This window comes from Paenibacillus sp. strain BS8-2, assembly GCF_054483835.1.
This window is the reverse complement of sequence record NZ_CM137010.1, coordinates 3039711-3053616: the sequence shown is the minus strand read 5'-3', so window position 1 is coordinate 3053616 and position 13906 is coordinate 3039711. Positions and strand designations below refer to the sequence as shown.

16 protein-coding genes are annotated in these 13906 nt (G+C 51.1%); all 16 read right to left on the bottom strand.

What is annotated here, in order from left to right; translation table 11 throughout:
* Window positions 1–29: 29 nt before the first annotated feature.
* Window positions 30–818: a pilus assembly protein TadG-related protein gene (locus ACX1C1_RS13130; protein ID WP_458957515.1), complete on the bottom strand. Its 789-nt coding sequence runs from the start codon at window positions 816–818 to the stop codon at window positions 30–32.
* 43 nt (window positions 819–861) lie between these two features.
* The gene (locus tag ACX1C1_RS13125) at window positions 862–1158 is read right to left on the bottom strand and encodes a hypothetical protein (RefSeq protein WP_458957514.1); all 297 of its coding nucleotides are present in this window, start codon (window positions 1156–1158) and stop codon (window positions 862–864) included.
* Between the two features lie 32 nt (window positions 1159–1190).
* A complete protein-coding gene (locus ACX1C1_RS13120; RefSeq protein ID WP_458957513.1) occupies window positions 1191–3128 on the bottom strand; it encodes a hypothetical protein in 1938 nt (645 codons plus the stop codon).
* Window positions 3129–3169: 41 nt separating this feature from the next.
* Window positions 3170–3580 carry a TadE/TadG family type IV pilus assembly protein gene (locus ACX1C1_RS13115; protein ID WP_458957512.1) on the bottom strand — a complete coding sequence of 137 codons (411 nt, stop codon included), beginning with the start codon at window positions 3578–3580 and terminating at the stop codon, window positions 3170–3172.
* A 27-nt stretch (window positions 3581–3607) separates the two neighbouring features.
* Window positions 3608–3820 carry a Flp family type IVb pilin gene (locus tag ACX1C1_RS13110; RefSeq protein ID WP_458957511.1) on the bottom strand — a complete coding sequence of 71 codons (213 nt, stop codon included), beginning with the start codon at window positions 3818–3820 and terminating at the stop codon, window positions 3608–3610.
* A gap of 35 nt (window positions 3821–3855) precedes the next feature.
* On the bottom strand, window positions 3856–4788 hold the full coding sequence (locus tag ACX1C1_RS13105; protein ID WP_458957510.1) for a type II secretion system F family protein: 933 nt from the start codon (window positions 4786–4788) through the stop codon (window positions 3856–3858).
* Window positions 4789–4795: 7 nt separating this feature from the next.
* Window positions 4796–5746 (bottom strand): type II secretion system F family protein, encoded by a 951-nt coding sequence (locus tag ACX1C1_RS13100; protein WP_458957509.1) that lies wholly within the window; start codon window positions 5744–5746, stop codon window positions 4796–4798.
* Entirely contained in the window at window positions 5737–7068 is a 1332-nt protein-coding gene (locus ACX1C1_RS13095; protein WP_458957508.1) for a CpaF family protein, read from the bottom strand. The genes ACX1C1_RS13100 and ACX1C1_RS13095 overlap by 10 nt, the downstream gene beginning before the upstream one ends.
* Complete coding sequence (locus tag ACX1C1_RS13090; RefSeq protein WP_458957507.1) at window positions 7043–8242, bottom strand: AAA family ATPase; 1200 nt, start codon at window positions 8240–8242, stop codon at window positions 7043–7045. The genes ACX1C1_RS13095 and ACX1C1_RS13090 overlap by 26 nt, the downstream gene beginning before the upstream one ends.
* A 6-nt stretch (window positions 8243–8248) precedes the next feature.
* Entirely contained in the window at window positions 8249–8914 is a 666-nt protein-coding gene (cpaB, locus tag ACX1C1_RS13085; protein WP_458957506.1) for a Flp pilus assembly protein CpaB, read from the bottom strand.
* 33 nt (window positions 8915–8947) lie between these two features.
* Window positions 8948–9403, bottom strand: coding sequence for a prepilin peptidase (locus tag ACX1C1_RS13080; protein WP_458957505.1), 456 nt, complete (start codon window positions 9401–9403; stop codon window positions 8948–8950).
* 978 nt (window positions 9404–10381) lie between these two features.
* The gene (locus ACX1C1_RS13075) at window positions 10382–10798 is read right to left on the bottom strand and encodes a VOC family protein (RefSeq protein ID WP_458957504.1); all 417 of its coding nucleotides are present in this window, start codon (window positions 10796–10798) and stop codon (window positions 10382–10384) included.
* Between the two features lie 75 nt (window positions 10799–10873).
* A complete protein-coding gene (locus ACX1C1_RS13070; RefSeq protein WP_458957503.1) occupies window positions 10874–11272 on the bottom strand; it encodes a RidA family protein in 399 nt (132 codons plus the stop codon).
* 4 nt (window positions 11273–11276) lie between these two features.
* Window positions 11277–12671: an amidase gene (locus ACX1C1_RS13065; RefSeq protein ID WP_458957502.1), complete on the bottom strand. Its 1395-nt coding sequence runs from the start codon at window positions 12669–12671 to the stop codon at window positions 11277–11279.
* Entirely contained in the window at window positions 12668–12850 is a 183-nt protein-coding gene (locus tag ACX1C1_RS13060; protein WP_458957501.1) for a hypothetical protein, read from the bottom strand. The genes ACX1C1_RS13065 and ACX1C1_RS13060 overlap by 4 nt, the downstream gene beginning before the upstream one ends.
* A gap of 21 nt (window positions 12851–12871) precedes the next feature.
* On the bottom strand, window positions 12872–13900 hold the full coding sequence (locus ACX1C1_RS13055) for an ABC transporter substrate-binding protein (RefSeq protein WP_458957500.1): 1029 nt from the start codon (window positions 13898–13900) through the stop codon (window positions 12872–12874).
* Window positions 13901–13906 lie beyond the last annotated feature (6 nt).

Here is a 13906-nt window from a genome sequence, read left to right as displayed (position 1 = left end):
GTCGATCTCTGTTCCACCTCATGTCAGAATCAGAATCGGATATATTTGACCGGCTTGCGGCTCACATCTATGTTGAATCTATCGCTGTCTATGCTGCTTGCCGATTTCGAATGCAGTTCGTCTCTTAGATCAATCATTCCAGTAAACTTAATTTCTTTGACCGCCGTAATATGCATCTGCGGCTTGCCTTCTACCGGGAAGGCGATCTCCGTGCCGTCTCTTCGTCCCTTGTTCATATCGATAACCCGTTTGGCAGCAGCCTCTATTCGGGATGCCGAATGATTGAAGGTGTCATATAATCGATCGCCATTCTTGGATGCCGTATAATCACTTGCAAAATAAGGCTCCAGCACGACAAGAAGCCAATCATCCTCCAAATCAAACGAGCGGTTAACTAACTTGGCTTCAAGCGCTTCACTCACAATCAACAGCCTAATAATCTCTGCCCTCGTTAGCCGCGGAGGAGGAGTAGGCGTTGGAGCAGGAGTTGGTGTCGGCGTTCCCGAAGGAGAAACGGTCGGCGTATTGGTAGGCGATGGAGTTGGCGTATCGGAAGGTCCCAGCCTCTCCTCGACAAGCTCAAAAAACTCATCCAGGGTGTCCGACACATCGTCCATCATACGCTCCTGATAATCGTGTCTAAGTACATCCGCGGCTGCTAGCGCAACAGCATCCGCAATGTTTTGCGATTGACGTTTCTCCGTATAGACGCTGTAAAAATAAAACATTAGCATGGCGGCCATAAAAGCAACGCCAACCAAAAACACGGTCATCAGCGCGGCGCCGCCACGCTCGTTTCTCCAAACGTCTCTCATCATGACTTCCCTGACCCTTTCTGCTCCAACCTTTATGCTCCAACCTTTATGCAAAGAAACGAATATACGCAAATACCAATAAAATGATCAGGCCAATCAAACGAAACATAATCGTCGATTTGTCCTGCGCAAGCGTATCGATAACAATCGCGACAAAGCTAATCGCTCCAAAGATGCAGCCGATCACAATAGCGGTCTGATCACTGATTGACCCTTGATCCTTTAGGAAGCTAAGCAGAAAAGCGACTACGACAAACAGCAACACTCCCGCGATCAAAATCTTTTTGGTTTTGGCCGGATCAAGCCCGGTCGGCGATGTGCCTTTTGCTGTTCTTTTTTTCATACATTCGTACTCCTTTTCATACGTTCATCATCCTAATTGGTCAGTTGCGGTACGGTGCTGCTCTGCGGAGCGGTTAACTTACTGCCCTCGCTGCTGGCCGATTCCAGTACTTTTTCGAGAGCAAATTGTTTATACTCGGCAAACTTCTCGAACAGCTCTTGGTTTTGCATCAGGGAGTCCAGCTGTCTTTGCGACAGCGTTCCATCTTGCAGCCAGATTTCTTGTTGACGAGTAAGATTGCCCGGATCCGCTCTGAGCAGTTGATTCAGCTGTTTGTTCGAAATGGTCTTTTTACCCGGTTCAATCTTGACGTTGACGCCGTACTTGCTCTCGATTTCCGAGATCGTTACGCCAATGCCATTCCTTGCCCGAAACCTGTCAAACAACTTGGATCGAAAAATCTTGGCTGCAAGCGGACCGATGATCGTTGCTTTCAAGAAGCTGTCGAGCACCATGTCTCCCGCATTCTTTTTCTCGCCCTTATACAGGTTTCCGACCGCGCTTTCTGCCATGGCAACGAGGAAATTCGTCGCGCGGGTCGCCAGTTTGCTTGCCGTTTTGCCGGTAAGAACATCAACAACTTTGCCAAATACAAGAGCTCCCAAAACATTTTCAAGTCCCATCTCGCCAAGCTGGGAAAGGGAAGGCCAAGTACCTGTTGTCGCGACATGACTCGCTAATGAAATCCCGAAGCCCAAACCGAATTGAGCAAATACGTTGGCCGTAAACAGTGATTTGCCAAGGGCGGCCACATTAGCGCCAAACCCGCGTGACATGATCGTCCGTACACCAGCCATGACGCCTTGGGCCGCACCGCGGAACAATCCTCCAAGCCCGCCCATGCCGCCGCTTCTGAAGAAAGAGAACACGGCTCGTGCCGCTGTGCCAATTCCCGCAGTTGCGATGCCAATAACGGACAAGCTCGCCAGAGCGCTTGTCGCAACCCCGGTCAAGAAGTCGAACGCATCTCCTGAAGCAAATGAATAGATTACACCTGCAACGATACCAACAACCGCCGCAGCGATCAAGACTGGCACCGATATCGTGAGACCGAGTACAAGTGCGCCTATCAAGACTACACCGATGACGATCCCTGCGCCGATCGCTCCGACAGCAAGCCCTCTGCCGAGCTTATTAAAGAAATCCTGGGTCGAATCGCTGGCAAACCAATCACCAATACCTTCCCAGAAAGAGCCTCCGCCTTCACTCTCTCCGCCCTCGCCAGGCGAAGAGCCGTCTGGATCAGCACCGCCGGGAGCAGAGCCGTTGCCGCTGTCCGCCCCATCCGGATCGGAGCTCCCGGGATCACTACCGCCGTCGGCACCTCCGCCTCCGCTAGAGCTGCTCCCGTCCGGATTGGTACCTCCCTCGACGCCCCCACCATTCGGATCGCTTCCGTCCGGGTTCGCACCGCCGTCGCCGCCTGCTCCATTAGGATCGCTTCCATCCGGGTTCACACCGCCGTCACTACCCGCACCATTCGGATCGTTACCGCCTGGATTCGTGCCGCCGTTGCCGTCCGTCCCGCCTGGAATGCTCCCGCCGGGAGTCGATCCATCCGTGCCTCCCGATCCGCCAGTGCTGCTGCCGCCAGCGTTGCTGCCGCCCGGGCTTGTTCCTCCCGGACCGCTTCCGCCGCCCGAGCCGTTCCCGCCAGTTCCTCCGGAGCTACCTGGATTCGATCCGCCGTTGTTGCCAGATCCGCCATTATTGTTCGTGCCGTCTGGATTCGATCCACCGGGATTTGTACCACCGGGATTTGTACCACCAGGATTCGTATCGCCGTCGCCTAATCCGCCGCCGGTCGCTTCATCGGTTTCCGTCGGCGTCGTATCCTTGTCAGGCGGATCAACGGATTGCAGGTTGGCATCGATATTCTGATCATCCGCAGCAAAGGCTGTAATGCCCGTTAGCGTTGCATAGCCAAGCATACATACGAGCAACAATACTCGCCATATAGACTTATTCATCTATAAATGAGCCCCCCTTTGCCACAAAAGTTTACGTTCTGCTAGTCTTCTTTTTTCAACGTGACCTCGGCCGTCACCGGCAGCGACAGTCCCGTCGTATCGAATAACGCACCGTTGTTAAGCAGCGGCACCTCCATGGTAACTTTGACAGTCACATACTCAAATAGTCCGTCGCTGCTAGTGCTTCTTGTAATCGAAGTTACGTTGTAGCCCGAGGCGACGTTGCGTACAGCCGTTTGATAATGCTGATCCGAGCCGTCTCTCGTAATCGCCACGCGCGCTCCGTCCATTGCCGCAGCCTTGGCGGTCACCGCCGCCGATGCAGCCATAGCGAATTGAACCACAATTAAAATCATAAGCAAAAAAAGCGGGAGGATTCCCGCGAATTCAATCAGCTGGGAACCCCTCTCGTTTCGAATATATTTCATCTCTTCACCGCATACGTTTGACATCTTTCAAAGCTCTTGTTTATGGCTGTACTAGATATCGATTTGATTAATAAATTCCTTGATCTTGTCTACCAGCATCTTGGCGATGGAGTCATCGCCGTCTCCGCCGAACAACGGGAGCAGCGCCACGATCAGGATAACGACGATTGCCACCAATCCAACGTACTCAATTGCTTGAGCGCCTTTTTCGTTGCGGACAACAGCCAGCGAATTGCGGCCAAAATGAAGCATTTTTTTCAACATGACCATTCACCCCCTCTCAAAAAGCCTGAAATACTTTAAAATCCGAATCCGTCCTGAATGCCCATCCCGGCAGGATTATAGATGAAATTGAGAACCAATAATCCGACCACAAGCAGCAGAACGGCCGGTAATATACAAAACGTTGTAATGAGCGTAACCTTAGGTCCCGCCTTCGCTGCCTTCTCTTTGATCTTGTTGATGCGAGAGCTCCGGATATCCTCGGACAGGCTCCGGAACGTGTTCGCGATCGGAACGCCGAGTTTGCTGCCTTGAAGCAGCGCCGTAACTAGCGTCTCCAGCTCTTGGCTGTTATTGCGCTTCATCAGACGGGTAAACGACTCTTCTCTAGACAAGCCCATATCCGTTTCCTGAATAAAACGATTAAGCTCATCCGCCAACGGTCCCTCCATGCCGCCAACGATCTGCTTGATCGCCGGCTCCAGCGGTATGCCCGCTTGAAGCGTAACACTCATCATGTCCATAAAATCCGGCAGATCCGCGCTAATCTGCTCTTGTCTAGCGCTTGCCGCCAATCGAATCCACACGACGGGCACGAACAAACCAAAGGCCATCAACAGCAATTGAATGGGGCTATTAATAAAACCGAGCGACTGCAGAAGGATGGCGCCAAGCGATACGCCTACAAAACTTACGAACCGAAGTCCGTAGAAGGAGTTGAGATCCAACCCTTCAGGATAACCCGCAAGCTCCAGCTTGCGCATAATATCTTTTTTGTTGATGAAATAAGGGAAGCGCTGTCCGACGATCGCAAAGCGATGTGCCCAGTACAGCAGTCTTCTCTTGAACGACTCTCGCAAGCCGCTGTTGCGCCGTTTGCGGCCCCGCTCGATAAGCAATAGCTTCTCGCGTGTTCGGAGCCGTTTCATGCCGAAGCTCCAGAACAAGAACATGGCGATACTCCAGAGCAAGAAGGCGGCGCCGAGCGCCATTGTCAATGAATTCGTCATAAGCAGCTCATACCTTCACATTAGTTACTTTGCGGATTAGATAAAACCCAATGGCCATCAGTACAATCACTACAATGAGCAGCAGCAAGCCTGGCAGAGTAAAGATCGGCATCAAGAAGCCGTCAAACATCAGATTAAACATCAGGACCATAAACAATGGCATCAGCAGCAGAGCAACCGCAACAAACTTTGTCTCTGCCGTCTGCGTCCGGATTTCCCCGTTGATGCGCGCGCGATCGTCCAATGTTTTGGACAAATGATCCATGGCCTGGCTGATGTTGCCGCCGGCCTTGCGCTGAACGTTAACCGTCTGTACAAAGATGGAGATATCCTTGCTTTTGACCCGCTCCTCCAGCTTTTCCAGCACCATCTCCATCGAGGTGCCAAGACGAAGCTCGGAGGACATGCCGCGGAATATCGGACCGGCCGGAGCACGCAGCTCCTTGGCTACCATCTCAAAGCTCTGCGGCAAACTTAGACCAGCGCGGATACAGCTGCCGACCATACGGCAAAGCTCCGGCAATTGTTTGTTGAGCTCCTGGGACAACTTGTTTTGGCGCGCACTGATCACTTGTTTGGCGCCAAGTATCACAACTAGCCAGGATACAAGAATATTGAATGGGAATTGAATGATGATAACCGTTTGGAATAACAGCATGAGCAAAACGAATGCGCCGATTTGCATCGCGATCCAGTCAAACGCGCTTAATTTCATATCCGCGCTCTTGAGTGCGATATCAACCTCCCGCACATACTCGGACCGGTTTACTCTTCGTTTAAATCTCGCAAACCAAGAGTTGCTGCTAACCGTATTTTCCTTATACATCGGCCTCAGTCTCTCGTTCAGCCGACTCCATCTGCTCCGCGTCATCGCTACCTCGAGCACGGCCAATGTCAGGCAGGCAAATGCGACAAATACCAGAAGCAATATGAAGCTCTGCGGTGACATTATACCCATGCCGCATCCTCCGGCGAGAAGTAGTGCTCGGGAAGCTGCTGGCCGAACACCTTCATTTTTTCGTAGCACTGCGGGACATAACCGGTTGGTTCAAAGTGTCCGAAGACCGTGCCGTCCTTCTCAAGACCCATTCGTCTAAATCGGAAAATCTCGTTCAGCGTAACGCCATCCTCATCTGAGGTCGCTTCGGCGATGGACACGATTTTACGGCTGCCGTCCTGCAAGCGCAGCGTCTGAACCACAAGCTGTACGGCCGATGCGATAAACGGACGAACAACGTCTCCCGTCATGGAAGAGTTGCTCATCAAGATCATGGCTTCCAGCCTTGTGATCGCATCCTGCGGCGTATTGGCATGAATCGTCGTAAGCGAACCCTCATGACCGGTATTCATCGCCTGAAGCATATCGAGCGCCTCTCCGCCGCGAACCTCGCCGACGATTATGCGGTCCGGTCTCATCCTCAGGGCATTTCGTACGAGCTGCCTAATCGAGATTTCGCCGGCGCCTTCCATATTGGCAGGACGAGCTTCAAGCGACACGACATTTTTGCGGTTAAGCCGCAGCTCCGCGCTATCCTCAATCGTAATGATACGTTCGCCTAGCGGAATGCTGGTGGAGACGACGTTTAGCAACGTTGTTTTACCGCTGCCGGTACCGCCAGAGATGATAATGTTCAGCTTGGATGCCATCGCGGCCTCCAAGAAACGAGCCATCGGTATGGTCATGCTATGAAAAGATATCAGATCATTGATCGTATAAGGATCCTTCCGGAATTTCCGGATCGTAAGCACCGGCCCCTTGACCGATACAGGCGGGATCGCCGCGTTAATCCGGCTTCCGTCCTCCAGTCGACCGTCGACCAGCGGCGAACTCTCATCGATGCGTCGACCGATCGGCGCTACGATACGCTCGATAATGTTGCGGATATGTTCGTTGTTTTTAAACGATATTTGGGCCAGAGAGATCGTGCCGTTTTTCTCGATATAAATCTCTTGCGGTCCATTGACCATAATTTCCGTTATCTCTTCGTTTTTGAGCAGCGGCTCCAGCGGTCCATAACCAACGGAGTCGTTAAGCACCATAGCGATCAGCTTGCTTTTGTCCTGCTCGGTAATAATGACCTTTTCTTCGGCCAGCATATCAACGACAAGACGTTCAATCGTTTTGCTTTTTTGATAGGTAGGAAGTTGAATCAGCTGCTCCAGATTACTTTCTTTGAGCAAACGTTCCTTGTAATGCACGAATAATTGATCCAAATATTCGACAGGCTGCTCGACCTGCTGAACGTCAAGCCGATTATTTAGCTTTTGGAAGATGGACAAGCGCTTCTCCCCCTATCCGCTTGAGTAGCTCATTCGTCAGCTGCCAAATATCGCGGGCGGGTCCTTTTCTTCCTTTGTCACTATCCGACTTCAGAAGTGGCTCTCCCAAATTGATGTGGCTCTGAATCGACTTAAAATGATCAGTGATTGTGCCCGCAACGGGGTAAGTCGTCATTTTACGAAGCTCATCCAGCTGCACATCGCGCTTTTTGCTGAAACGGTTGACCAGAATCTCGATGCTGTCATCCTTGATAAGGTGATAACGGTCGAGGAGCTGAAGCACGTTCTGCATCCGTGAGATTCCCGGGCGGTCAAGCTCCGTCACATAATAGAGCAAGGAAGTTTGACCAAGCGCTCCGATCGAAATCTCGTTCATCTCTTTGGGAATATCCAATACGATGTAGTCGTAGTGACCGCGGCACGCCTTAATAATTCCTTCGATGTCCTCGCCTTTGAACTGCTCCGCTTCCTGCGGATGTTTGGGAGAAACCAGCACATGCAGCTGAGAATCCTCCCGTTTGTACAACACGTTATTAATCTGGGAGTGCGTAAGCTCCTTCATGACCGACTTCAAGTCCCCGATTGTGCGATCATGTTTAATGTCCATCAGCATATCGACGCCGCCGTATTGCAAATTGAAGTCGATAAGCAACACACGGTTAGGGAAACGATGGGCCAGCGACTGTGCTAGGTTGGAGGCGATAAAGCTTGTTCCAACCCCGCCTTTGCCGCTGTAGATCGTTACGACCTTGCAGCCTTGACTTTCTAAGCTGCTGACCGTTTTTTCCTTCTGCCTCTCCTGATGTTTTTGTTGATCGAGCGCACGCTCCAGCACCTTCTCGAATTCGTCCATCTCCTCTGGATAACGAATCCACTCCGAGATGCCTTGCCGATACATGGTGCGAAGCAGGTCGAAGCTTTCGGACTTGGAGAGGTAAATGATCGGCGCCGTATCGTTCATCCGCTTCATCTGCTGAAGCAGCGAAGGCAACGCCTCTCGATCGGACGGCTCTACCAATACAATGACTCGCGCTTCCTTGGCATTGAGGCTTGTATAAGCTTCCTTGGGCTTATCGATAATTTCGCCGATCGGTATATTCATAAAGTTCAGACGCTGCACCATCTGCTGCGTAATTCGTTGTTCCTCGCATACGATACTAACCTTTGCCGCCATCGCTTGTTATTCTCCCTTCGTGCCCGCAGCGCTTTCTGATTCAGCTCCTACTTTGGCATTGCCGCTCTTGAGCACCCTTAGCTCCTTGCCGTAATTGAGCATCCAAATTAATTCAGATGCCTGCCCAAGCGGCAAAGCCACGCCTACCGACAACATTTCGTCATCCTGTTTGGTTACGCTGTTGACGCTGATATCTTTCAAGATGACCTGTGTCTTGCGTGCGTCTCCGCCATTATTGCCAGCCGTTTGCTCGTAGGAGGCGATCAAATCCACCTTATCCAGCACGTCGATGCGATCATCAAAAACGGCGAATGGCGCCCTCAGCATAATTTGGCGATATTCTCCGGCAACAAGATTGTTATTCCGCAGCATCGGCTTCGTAATAATGCCATCCTCTGGAATCGGGACCATGGATACCTTACCGTCAAGATCTTGCAAATCTTGTATGTATGATTCGTTTACATATTTTCGGGGGATTTCAGATGTTCCAAGCATCTCCAACGTGATACGTTCACCTGCTGGGATTGATTTGTCTGCAACATAGATGACGGCCAGCTCACCTAAGCTCGTTTCTTGCTCCTCCATGTAGTTCGAAAAGAGCACCGTAGCCGCCAATGCCAGCGCGATCGAAAAAACAAGAAAAATAAAGGCCCTGCGACGTGTCTCAAACATAATTGCTGCTTCTCTCCTATCTCTGTCTATAAATTATATGACAAGCCATACGACCACTATTGCCGTAGCGGCTCCAATAAAAGGGGCTAACGGCACCTCTTCGAGCGAAGCAGGCAATGGACGGACCAGCTTGATTAGCAGCAGCGGGATTGCCCACAATGCGGAAAGCAACGCTGTCATTACAAAAATAATGCAGCCAAGCTCCCATCCAAAAGCTGCGCCGATCATCGCATAGAGCTTAATATCTCCGCCTCCGAGCCGTCCTCTACTAATAACTGCAAGCAAATAGGTGAAGCCTCCAAGCACCAACAATCCAATTGCACTTATCAAAAACGAGCCCGTGATCGCGTGAAACCCTAAAAACAAAATCATGCCAGGGATAGTAATTTTGTCATAGATGCGTCTTTCCTTCAGATCCGTATACACGCTAATGGCAATCAAGATTAGTGCCGCGGCTGTAACGATCCATGTTGTCTCCTCTCCCGACATTACAATGCTCCTTCAGTAATGGATTGCAGCTTCAATTCAAACGGTGAAATCAACATTTATTGTAATAGGGGTATATTTTTTGAACAAGAATCAAAAGGTCCATCCCCTTGTATTCCAATTCGCTTTTATAAACTATTAAATATATTTCATAATTTTGAAACATTAGACCTAAATAATATTAAATATATCGATATAAATATTTAATACATGAAATGACAACCGTCCAACACTTGGATTCGTCTCTCTCACATAGCCGTATCTCAGCATTAACACAGGAAAGCGTTAGCTCAAGGTTTTTGGTAGGAGCTGCCTTAGCAGCGATCTGACGGAGTCCCCTACATCTCATTCATAAGCCCTAAATTACGGCTCCGTAAGGCATATTCCTGTATTATCCAATTGATAAAGTCCTATAAAATTGATTGATTAGTCCCAGGACGAGAACGATATATGACGGACATTTTGTTCTATGTTTTTTGACCATCGATTCTTATATTGAGGCAAAGGTAACGTTATTCTCTATTCAAATAAAGGTCCTATTGCCTATTAAGTTCGTAAATATTGATAATTGATTTGGTATTGTCCATGCTTTATAACCGAGGATGGAGGGCTTACGTACGAATCCAATCGGGGATCCCGAGCATAAGCACTCCTTTATATGGTTCGCAGCTAACTTGAGGTTTGAGGGGTGTTGGAGAAGCGCAGCCTAATCTTTATTGAGCCGCATCACGATATTCGCTGGGAGACCTTCGCAGCAACGTAAGGGAGCGTCACTTTCGCATAGGATTTGATCCACACGTTTAGGAAAGAGTATCCAATGGTCGGAGATGTTGAGGTTCGAAGAGCATCACCATGATTCGTTACGACGGGTAACGTTCAATGAGACAGCTGCAGTCTAAGACTTTATTTTTCAGTCTTGGGCCGCCGCTGTCTCATTTTAATGTTCAGTCTATCCCAGTCTACAACTTTATTTTCACTTCACTACAGCTCTGTATAGATCTGAAAGGTTATACCAAACTTGTCCGTGACATCACCAAAGCCAGGGCTGAATGCTTCCTCGCTGAAGGGCATGTTCACCTGTCCGCCTTCCCGCAAAGCTTCGAAAATCCGTCTGGAATGTTCGATGTCATTTGTCGTGATGCAGATCGTCACTCGTTTGCCCGCTTCAATCGGCGAAGCTCCGGGAGAATCCGAAAACATCAGCTCGGAGCTGCCTACACGAAGCTTGGCATGCGCTACTAGTTTATTGAGATCCTCCGTATACGTATCCGGCATGTCCGGCATATCTCCGTAGGTCAGAAGAGAGATGATTTCCGCTCCTATCGCTTGTTCGTAAAACTGGATGGCTTCCTTAGCCCTTCCCTCCAATGTAATGTAGGGAGTGAGTGAAACGGTCATGGGTTTGTTCCTCCTTAGCATACTGGAATTGTCTATCGCTACCTCTTAATTATAGACGTTCCAGCTGAAAAGAAATCATCTATTTTCCACTTCCCCACGTTTCGACCCGGCATAAGCCGTCGCTTCCATCTCGATTAAGAAGGGTCCAAGACCGCTGGACACCGTCATCCGGACGGGATAAGGCGCAGAGATCATTTCTGCATACACTTCATTATAAGCCGCCTGATCCTCCATCGTAGCAAGATGTGTGTTGATCCGGATAATATGGTCGAGCGTCAAGCCAGCCTCCTGCAGAATAACTTCGATGTTGCGGATGCACTGCTCGGTCTGCTTGCGAATACCGTCCAGCGGCTCCAATGTCTCGGGATCCACGCCTACCTGACCAGCTACGTACACCATTTCGCCAGCTCTGATCGCATGGGAAAACGGCAGTGGAAATTTGGGTGCCTTGTCGCTTGTATATATTGTAGTCATCCTATTAATCCTCCTTGTTCGGCATAGGCTGGACAAGCGGCGCAATGCGCTCATGCCAGCGTGTAGCCTCCTGATAGTGATGGCCGATCGCAAGCAGCTTCTCTTCGCCCATCATCGGACCTGCAAGCTGCACGCCGATCGGCAATCCTGTCTCCTCATCCGCTCCCGCCGGGATGGTCATAGATGGAAGACCTGTGTTCGTGAATGGTCCGTTGAACATCGGATTACCCGTCTTGTAGCCCGCTAACGGCAATGTTGGCGTAGATGGCGTCAATAATACATCAACCTCGCCGAACAGCTTCATCATCTCATTACGAAATACAGTTCGTACCCGCTGCGCCCGCAAGTAATCCACGGCGCTAAGCTCCAATCCAAGCTCCAATTGCTCTCTCATAGACGGGCCATAGAGCTCCGGTGTTTCACGATACGCGTCCATATGGTAGGCGGCGCCTTCTGCACGCATCGTCATCTTGTGAGCGGCAACTGCTTCGTCCATACATTCTGGCATCTTGATCTGCTTGAACCGTATCCCCAGTCCGCGCAGCGTGTCCGCCGCGACCTCCGCCGCTTGTCCGATGGAGAGTTCCTCCGGGCGGAAGAAGCCCTGATGATCAGGTAATCCAACGACCATATCCTTGATTTCCCTGCGCATTGCGCCAGTAAACCGCGGGGACTCGCCAGGCAGCGTCCAAGGATCGCGCGCATCCTCGCCAACAAGCGCCTCCAGCACCATAGCGGTGTCCTCCGCGCTGCGAGTGAACGCCCCGATATGGTCTAGCGTCCAGCTTGCCGTAAATACGCCGAATCGGCTAATTCTGCCGAAGGTAGGCTTCATGCAGGTTAATCCGTTGTAGGCGGCGGGACGAAGCAGCGAACCAAACGTTTGCGTGCCAAGCGTGAACAACGCCATGCCTGCAGCCACTGCCGCCGCCGAGCCCGAGCTGGAGCCGCCTGGAGAATGCGTTAGCAGCCAAGGATTGCGTGTAGGCGGTTCTCCTCCTTGATAAGCGTATTCGGTCGTCGTTGTTTTACCTAACAGGATCGCGCCGCTGCGCTTAAGCCGTTCGACTACAGCCGCGTCATAATCGGGTATGTAGTCGCCGTTTACCTTTGACCCGCCTGAGGTTCGTATACCCGCCGTGCAGATGATATCTTTGACGCCAAACGGGATACCGTGAAGCGGCCCAAGCAGCTCGCCTCTCATCTGCTTCCGTTCGGACTCTTTGGCCGCCAGCAGCGCGCCTTCGGCATCTACCGTAACCCATGCCTTGACGAGCGGCTCCAGTCTCTCAATCTGGCGCAAACAATCCATGGTCAGCTCGACAGGCGAGAGTCGCCTCTCCCTTATCCATCTTGCCGCTTCGGCAATCGTCAGCACTTGTCCGGATATCGCGATCATGGCGACTCCTCCTTCGTCCAAGCGTTAGGCCCGACATGCTCCGTAAGTCTAAAGGCTCTGAGCAAGCGCAGCTCTCTCTCGAAAGCTGCACGCTCCTCCTTCGTGACGGGTCCGCTGAGGAATCTATCCTTTTCTGCCGCAACAAACCGCTCATAGCTTCCATCTTGTTCTCTATTCATGCTGGAGAAGCTCCTTTCTGTCTAGGGCATGAAGCTTGGATCAACCATGTCGGCATACGAGACGTCTTTGTCCAGATTGCCGATAAAACGCTGCATGTCGATTGCCGCCTGGAACGCGGACTCAGTCAAGGTACCGTCCTGCGGATACACGTTGCTGTCAATCATTCGCTGCACAGCATTTTCAACCACCTCAGCGTCGAGGTTAGGGAATTCCTTCTTTGCAATTTCCTTGGTACCTGCCGGATCCGAATGAATGAAGTCAAGCGCAGCCTCAAGCGACTTTACCATGCGACGAACGAGCTCAGGCTGCTCTTTGATCACTTTGTCCGATGTATTGAGGGTGGCAAAAGCAAAGTCCGGGTAATCCTTCGTGAAGTCATATACGATTTCCAAGCCCTGTACTAGACCTTGATCGAGCTGAGGCTCATAGACGACGGCAATATCCGCCTTGCCCGCAAGCAGCGTGCCAAGCTCCGAGCCATTCTGCACCTCGGTGATCGTCACATCCTTTTCCAGATCGATGCTATTATCCGCGAACAGCTTGCGCAGCAGGCTGTTGGAGCTGGTCGGAGCAATGCCGGTCACAATCGTTTTACCTACAAAGTCCTTCGGAGACGTGATGGTTGTTCCCGCCTTGGCAACCGCCCAAACCGGCGCGCTGCCCGACAGAATGCTGATGGATTTGGCTTCCCCGCCCTTGGCTTTGGCGAAAGAAACATGCTCGGGACCATGGAAGGAGAAGGCCGATTCGCCGGATATGACCGACGCCAGCGCTGCCGGACCGCTGCCTGCTGCCGTAATCGTTGAAAGCTCGATATTGTTTTCTTTCAAATATCCTTTTTCCTTCGCGACATACAGCGGCAAGTAGAGTAAATTATGATACACCTCTGCCACTGCGATAACATCAGTTTTTGTTTGCTCGCCGCCTGCATTGCCCGTACCCTCCGAAGCCACATTGACGTTTGCCGCCTCATTGCCTCCGCAAGCCGCTAATACTATAGTCCCTATGAGTGCAATACCCGTTAACTTTATCGATTGTCTCCAACTCATTATTCT

What these genes read in the sequence shown, in the direction of transcription:
- ACX1C1_RS13065 (WP_458957502.1), bottom strand. Translation starts at nt 12,671, where the DNA reads ATGATCGCGATATCCGGACAAGTGCTGACGATTGCCGAAGCGGCAAGA.
- ACX1C1_RS13110 (WP_458957511.1), bottom strand. Translation starts at nt 3,820, where the DNA reads ATGTTGAAAAAAATGCTTCATTTTGGCCGCAATTCGCTGGCTGTTGTC.
- ACX1C1_RS13100 (WP_458957509.1), bottom strand. Translation starts at nt 5,746, where the DNA reads ATGGGTATAATGTCACCGCAGAGCTTCATATTGCTTCTGGTATTTGTC.
- ACX1C1_RS13115 (WP_458957512.1), bottom strand. Translation starts at nt 3,580, where the DNA reads ATGTCAAACGTATGCGGTGAAGAGATGAAATATATTCGAAACGAGAGG.
- cpaB (WP_458957506.1), bottom strand. Translation starts at nt 8,914, where the DNA reads ATGTTTGAGACACGTCGCAGGGCCTTTATTTTTCTTGTTTTTTCGATC.
- ACX1C1_RS13105 (WP_458957510.1), bottom strand. Translation starts at nt 4,788, where the DNA reads ATGACGAATTCATTGACAATGGCGCTCGGCGCCGCCTTCTTGCTCTGG.
- ACX1C1_RS13120 (WP_458957513.1), bottom strand. Translation starts at nt 3,128, where the DNA reads ATGAATAAGTCTATATGGCGAGTATTGTTGCTCGTATGTATGCTTGGC.
- ACX1C1_RS13070 (WP_458957503.1), bottom strand. Translation starts at nt 11,272, where the DNA reads ATGACTACAATATATACAAGCGACAAGGCACCCAAATTTCCACTGCCG.
- ACX1C1_RS13075 (WP_458957504.1), bottom strand. Translation starts at nt 10,798, where the DNA reads ATGACCGTTTCACTCACTCCCTACATTACATTGGAGGGAAGGGCTAAG.
- ACX1C1_RS13080 (WP_458957505.1), bottom strand. Translation starts at nt 9,403, where the DNA reads ATGTCGGGAGAGGAGACAACATGGATCGTTACAGCCGCGGCACTAATC.
- ACX1C1_RS13055 (WP_458957500.1), bottom strand. Translation starts at nt 13,900, where the DNA reads ATGAGTTGGAGACAATCGATAAAGTTAACGGGTATTGCACTCATAGGG.
- ACX1C1_RS13060 (WP_458957501.1), bottom strand. Translation starts at nt 12,850, where the DNA reads ATGAATAGAGAACAAGATGGAAGCTATGAGCGGTTTGTTGCGGCAGAA.
- ACX1C1_RS13130 (WP_458957515.1), bottom strand. Translation starts at nt 818, where the DNA reads ATGATGAGAGACGTTTGGAGAAACGAGCGTGGCGGCGCCGCGCTGATG.
- ACX1C1_RS13090 (WP_458957507.1), bottom strand. Translation starts at nt 8,242, where the DNA reads ATGGCGGCAAAGGTTAGTATCGTATGCGAGGAACAACGAATTACGCAG.
- ACX1C1_RS13125 (WP_458957514.1), bottom strand. Translation starts at nt 1,158, where the DNA reads ATGAAAAAAAGAACAGCAAAAGGCACATCGCCGACCGGGCTTGATCCG.